4 protein-coding genes are annotated in these 6,409 nt (G+C 42.8%); all 4 read right to left on the bottom strand.

Features of this window, described 5'->3' with window-relative positions:
- Positions 1-298: 298 nt before the first annotated feature.
- On the bottom strand, positions 299-1,384 hold the full coding sequence (locus ACIGG7_RS19070; protein ID WP_397550664.1) for an HD-GYP domain-containing protein: 1,086 nt from the start codon (positions 1,382-1,384) through the stop codon (positions 299-301).
- A gap of 153 nt (positions 1,385-1,537) precedes the next feature.
- A complete protein-coding gene (gene gyrA, locus ACIGG7_RS19065; RefSeq protein ID WP_224944489.1) occupies positions 1,538-4,060 on the bottom strand; it encodes a DNA gyrase subunit A in 2,523 nt (840 codons plus the stop codon).
- Between the two features lie 120 nt (positions 4,061-4,180).
- Positions 4,181-6,103, bottom strand: a complete 1,923-nt coding sequence (gyrB, locus tag ACIGG7_RS19060) for a DNA topoisomerase (ATP-hydrolyzing) subunit B (protein ID WP_397550673.1) — start codon at positions 6,101-6,103, stop codon at positions 4,181-4,183.
- A 48-nt stretch (positions 6,104-6,151) separates the two neighbouring features.
- On the bottom strand, positions 6,152-6,406 hold the full coding sequence (remB, locus tag ACIGG7_RS19055; RefSeq protein WP_224944473.1) for an extracellular matrix regulator RemB: 255 nt from the start codon (positions 6,404-6,406) through the stop codon (positions 6,152-6,154).
- Positions 6,407-6,409: the final 3 nt, after the last annotated feature.

Raw genomic sequence — 6,409 nt, 5'->3', positions numbered from 1 at the left:
TCTCCGATAAAAGTTTGAATAGCTCTTTAAAAATAAATCTAGAATTAACGTTGACGTATTGTCTTGTTTTGTTCAGTTTTCAAGGTTCAATGTGTAAGCGCTTCGTTTGAAGCGACCTTTATAATATATCATTTCCTGCGTATATCGTCAAGGTATTTTTATTATTTTAGAAAAGTTATTTTCACTATAATTATGTAATGCCTTTCGGACAACAAATAATAGTATACACACTATTAAACAGGTTTGCAATAGGAAATATAAAAAAGTAGCCTGCAACTTTTTTATATTTCCATGTTCATCATGTCATTACTTCTGAAATGTAGATATTCTTTTGCTGAGATAAATCGATTAATTGACCAGACTTCAGCTTAACGATCGGACTAATAAATGCATTCGGTTTGGTATACATCACTTCCCCGGTCTCTCCAGTCGATAGTTTTACCGGGGTTCCTGTCCGTAAGTCTCCCAATAATTGAAGAAGGCCTTCCACAACCTTTATATCAAATTTGCCGAATAAGTCTTTACTGATCATATCAAGTACTTTGAAGACCGGCTGACGGGTTCGATACATTCGCTCGGATGTCATAGCATGAAACACATCGGAAATGCCTACAATCTGTGAATATAGATGAATTCGATCGCTCTTTTCAGATGCAGGATATCCTGTCCCGTCAAAGCGTTCATGATGCTGAAAGATGGCAAGCTTCGTTTCCGTTTTTAATAATGGGGTATCTTTGACCATCTTATACCCATTTGCTGTGTGAAGTTTTACCTCTTTAAACTCACTTTCTGTTAAAGGCTGTTCTTTTAATAATATGTGGGGGCTTACCTTTGACATCCCACAGTCTGATAGTGCACCTGCTAATGCCAGTTGATTTACCTGTCCTGAGTTCAATCCAAGCTTCTTTCCTATTAACGCGCTGATGATACTCACTGAAACGGCATGATGATAAAGATAGTCTTTTTTGGTTGAGTACTGAGGAAGTGAGTATACATATGCGTGATTCTCTTCCACCACTTGAATGACAGGCAGGATGAATTCTCTTACTCTCGCAACATTGACCGCCGTACCCGATTGCCAATTCATAAATTCTTTCTTGAATTCCTTTACGGTTGTCAGATATAAATCTACAAAGCCATAAGGTTCATATCTGTCACTATCCTCCTGATCGGAGGATTTATCAGCGGATAAGAGGGACCTGAACGGATTCCCGTCTGCTTTTGTTTTCTCTATGTATAACTCGTCAATATGGAATGCTTGAAGGATATTCAAGTGTTCTTCTTCAATCACCGTACTTTTCGGAATGATAGGGCTTGCTGCCATTCCCATGATGTCTTCAGCTACTATGCAACCTAATTGTATATCTCCACGATGGACTTTCAACTGCTAACACCTCACATCTCCCTTATTCTATTAGTTTATTTTACCAAATTAGGCACCTTATAGTTGTTTTTTTCAAAAAATAAATATTCCCCCAACAAAAAAAGCTATTTCCAGAATGGAGGTTCCATTTCTGAAAATAGCTTGCTCTATTATTTATTCTTCTGTATTTTCATTGCCTTCTTCAGCAGATTGATCCTGCTGGTCTACCTCTTCAGCAGATTCCACCGGTGCTTCGGTTTCTTCATCATCTTCTTTTTCTACTTTGGCAACGGTTGAAACAAATTCACTTTCTTGAAGACGGATCAGCTTGACTCCCTGAGTGTTTCGTCCCGTCGTCGAAATATCATTTACGTCCATACGGATAAGGACGCCATGGGCGGTGATGATCATTAAGTCTTCTTCGCCTGTGACGGCCTTAACAGAGACAAGTTCTCCATTACGCTCGGTCACATTACATGTTTTCAATCCTTTACCACCACGTGTTTGTATACGATATTCACTGGCTGGTGTACGTTTTCCGTAACCATTTACCGTGACGACAAGCACATCACTCTTGTCTTCGAGGATTTCCATTCCCACAACAATGTCGTCATCGCTGAGGTTGATTCCTTTTACTCCGGTAGCTGTTCTTCCCATTGAACGAACATCCGTTTCCGGGAAACGGATCAGCATCCCATCTTTCGTCCCGATAATGATATCCTTTTCGCCATCGGTCAGTTTGACTGAAATCAGTTCATCGTTTTCACGCAAGTTGATGGCGATCAGCCCGTTGGTACGGATATTGGCGAAGTCCGATACCGGTGTACGTTTGGAAATACCTTGCTTCGTCGTAAAGAATAAGTACCAGTCGTCGACAAATTCTTCGACCCGGATCATGGCGTTGATCCACTCATCTTTTTCAACACCAAGCATGTTGATGATAGGCAGACCTTTTGCAGTACGGCTGAACTCGGGAATTTCATATCCTTTTGCACGATACGCTTTTCCTTTATTCGTAAAGAAGAGGATCGTGTCATGAGTGGAAGTCGTCAATAAGTGTTCAACGAAGTCCTCATCATTGGTACCCATCCCCTGGATCCCTCTTCCTCCGCGTTTTTGACTGCGGTAGGTAGATACCGGAAGACGCTTAATGTAGCCATTATGGGTAAGAGATACGACGATATTTTCCCTTGGGATTAAATCTTCGTCCTCGATGTTCTCGATGCCACCCGCTACAATTTCTGATCTTCTTTCATCATTGAAGCGCTCTTTGATTTCGATCAGCTCTTCACGGATGATTTCAAGGACCTTTTCATCATCTGCAAGGATCGCTTTTAGTTCTGAGATCAACTTCACCAGTTCCTGGTACTCGTCTTCGATCTTTTCACGTTCCAAACCGGTCAAGCGTTGAAGACGCATATCCAGGATAGCTTGTGCTTGTTTATCGGAAAGGGAGAAGTTTTCCATCAAACCTTGTTTCGCAAGTTCTGTTGTTTGAGATCCACGAATAAGGGCGATGATTTCATCAATATGATCCAAGGCAATTCTCAGACCTTCTAAGATATGAGCCCTTGCTTCTGCTTTCCTCAATTCGAATTCCGTTCTGCGACGAATGACCACTCGTTGATGCTGTAGGTAGTGATATAGACACTCTTTTAAATTCAATACCTTAGGCTGTCCGTCAACAAGTGCCAGCAAATTGATTCCGAAGCTTGTTTGCAGGGCTGTTTGTTTATACAGATTATTAAGTAATACGTTAGCATTGGCGTCTTTTCTTACTTCAATGACAATTCGCATACCGTTACGGTCGGATTCATCACGCAGATCTGTGATGCCATCGATTTTCTTATCCCGGACAAGATCGGCGATTTTTTCAATTAATCTCGCTTTATTCACCTGATAAGGGATTTGATGGACGATGATCGTCTCTTTCCCATTGCTCTTCGTTTCGATTTCCACGCGTGCGCGCATGGTGATGGATCCTTTACCTGTTTCATAGGCGCGACGGATCCCGCTTCTTCCTACAATCAATCCGGCTGTAGGGAAATCGGGGCCGTAGATGAATTCCATCAACTCTTGAATCGTAATATCAGGGTCTTTACTTAATGCCAGGATCCCATCGATCACTTCCCCAAGATTGTGAGGAGGAATATTCGTTGCCATCCCAACAGCGATCCCGGAGGAACCGTTGACCAACAGGTTCGGGAAACGGGCAGGCAATACTTCCGGCTCTCTCTCTGTACCATCATAGTTATCTTTATAATCAATCGTGTCCTTATTGATATCACGAATCAGTTCCATAGAGATCTTGGACATACGCGCTTCTGTATAACGCATCGCAGCCGCCGCATCTCCATCGACAGAACCGAAGTTTCCATGACCGTCCACAAGCATATAGCGATAGTTGAAATCCTGTGCCATACGGACCATCGTGTCATAAACAGCTGAGTCACCATGAGGGTGGTACTTACCGATTACTTCACCGACGATACGTGCCGATTTCTTATAGGCTTTGTCAGACGTCATCCCGAGGTCATTCATCGCATACAAAATACGGCGGTGTACTGGCTTAAGGCCGTCACGTGCATCCGGCAGGGCACGTGAAACGATGACACTCATCGCATAATCCAGGAAAGACGAGCGCATTTCATTACTTATATTAATCTCTTTAACATTCGATCTTGGTGTTTCTGCCATAGTAAAAGGGACCTCCTTTTAAAGAAAGATTCATACCTTTCTCATTCTTTACCTTGTCCGCTATGTAAAAGACAGGATAGCAAATCGTCTATCCTGTACTATTTTCAAATAAAGATTTCGTTAAATATCCAGATTCTTCACGTACGCAGCGTTTTCTTCGATGAAGTTACGTCTCGGCTCAACTTTGTCCCCCATGAGGATTTCAAATGTTTCATCGGCCTCGATCGCGTCCTGAAGACTTACCTGGAGAAGTGTCCTTGAATCAGGATCCATGGTTGTTTCCCAAAGCTGTTCAGGGTTCATCTCTCCCAGACCTTTGTAACGCTGGATTCCTGGTTTAGGGGTTGGGGAGATTTCCCCAAGGATTCGATCCAATTCCTTATCATTGTATGCATACTCGATTTTCTTACCTTGTTGGATCTTATACAACGGTGGTTGAGCGATATAAATATAGCCTGCCTCAATGATATTTCTCATATAGCGATAGAAGAACGTCAATAACAGCGTACGGATATGTGCACCATCGACGTCGGCATCGGTCATGATCACAATCTTGTGGTATCTCGCCTTAGACAGATCGAAATCTTCACCGATCCCTGTTCCGAGTGCCGTAATGATTGCCCGGACCTCGTTATTGGAAAGGATCTTATCAAGTCGTGCCTTTTCTACGTTAATGATTTTACCGCGCAGAGGAAGGATGGCCTGGAAGTGGCGATCACGCCCTTGCTTGGCAGATCCACCGGCTGAGTCACCCTCAACCACGTAAATTTCACTGATGCTTGGATCTTTAGAAGAACAGTCCGCGAGTTTACCTGGTAAGCTTGAAATTTCAAGGGCACTTTTACGACGGGTAAGCTCCCTTGCCTTTTTCGCTGCCAGGCGGGCACGTGCAGCCATCAGTCCTTTTTCTACGACTTTTCGTGCGACAACCGGATTTTCAAGCAGGAACGTTTCCAAATGCTCCGAGAATAGAGAATCGGTGATGGCCCTTGCTTCTGAGTTTCCGAGTTTTGTTTTCGTCTGACCTTCGAACTGAGGGTCAGGGTGTTTGATTGAAATGATGGCTGTCAATCCTTCACGGACATCTTCTCCCGAAAGATTCGCATCGCTTTCTCTGAACACATTATTTTTACGGGCATAATCATTGATGACCCTTGTTAAAGCCGTTTTAAATCCGGACTCATGTGTACCACCTTCATGAGTGTGAATGTTATTGGCAAATGAATAAAGGTTACTGGCAAAACCGTCATTGTACTGAAGGGCGATTTCGACTGTGATATCATCTTTCTCACCTTCGATGTAAATCGGCTCTTCATGGATGACTTCCTTCGAACGGTTCAGATGTTCTACATAAGACTTAATTCCACCTTCGTAGTGGTAGTCCTTTCGTTTTCCTTCGCCGCGCTTATCTTCAATACTGATCTGGATTCCTCTGTTTAAGAAAGCCAATTCGCGGATACGATTTGCCAATGTATCATAGTCGTATTCCGTCGTTTCAGTGAAGATTTCAGGATCAGGAGTGAAATGAATGATCGTTCCTCTCTTATCCGTTTCTCTGATCACTTTAAGGTCGAAGCTCGGAACACCTTTTTCGAACTTTTGATAATAAATCTTTCCATCACGATGAACATGCACTTCAAGCTCCGTGGATAGAGCATTTACAACCGATGCCCCTACTCCGTGCAGACCTCCGGATACCTTGTATCCTCCGCCGCCGAACTTACCGCCTGCGTGAAGGACCGTCATGATGACCTCAACGGCTGGGCGCCCCATTTTTTCATGGATACCGACTGGAATACCACGTCCATTATCAGTAACGGTAATGCTGTTATCTTCTTCGATGATGACTTCGATTTCATTACAGTGACCTGCTAATGCTTCATCGATACTGTTATCAACGATTTCCCATACCAAGTGATGTAGACCTCTTCCGCTTGTTGATCCAATATACATACCTGGTCTTTTCCGAACGGCCTCTAATCCTTCCAGAACCTGAATCTGATTTTCATCATAGGATCCGCCTTGCGCTTGTTTTTGTTCCATAGTCATACTGATTCACCTACACTTTCTAACCTTCAGGGCTTTATATTTCTATAATAAATTCTCAAAGTTTGAGTATTTCTTTGATCGCTTCTTCAGCGTACTGGATGCCAGTGGTGAGAGATACAACTGATTTGTTGTAATAACAAGAGATTTATATGAACCCTTTGCGAGATTGCAAAGGTTTTTATCTTTCGTTTTTAGAAAATGTTGAATTTCCTCTGAAAATTGAACGGTGTCTCGATCAATAATGGCGATGATTTCATCTGTCCGTACCATGACATCTTCTCCAACATGTATGTACAAGGT

This window comes from Rossellomorea sp. NPDC077527 (assembly GCF_044542955.1).
GTDB lineage: Bacteria > Bacillota > Bacilli > Bacillales > Bacillaceae_B > Rossellomorea > Rossellomorea aquimaris_E.
Note: the sequence above shows the minus strand (reverse complement) of the source record. Positions and strands in the feature narration are given on the sequence as shown.

Bases quoted from the DNA above. Each gene is read 5' to 3' on its own strand.
- gyrA (WP_224944489.1), bottom strand. From the start codon at position 4,060: ATGGCAGAAACACCAAGATCGAATGTTAAAGAGATTAATATAAGTAAT.
- gyrB (WP_397550673.1), bottom strand. From the start codon at position 6,103: ATGGAACAAAAACAAGCGCAAGGCGGATCCTATGATGAAAATCAGATT.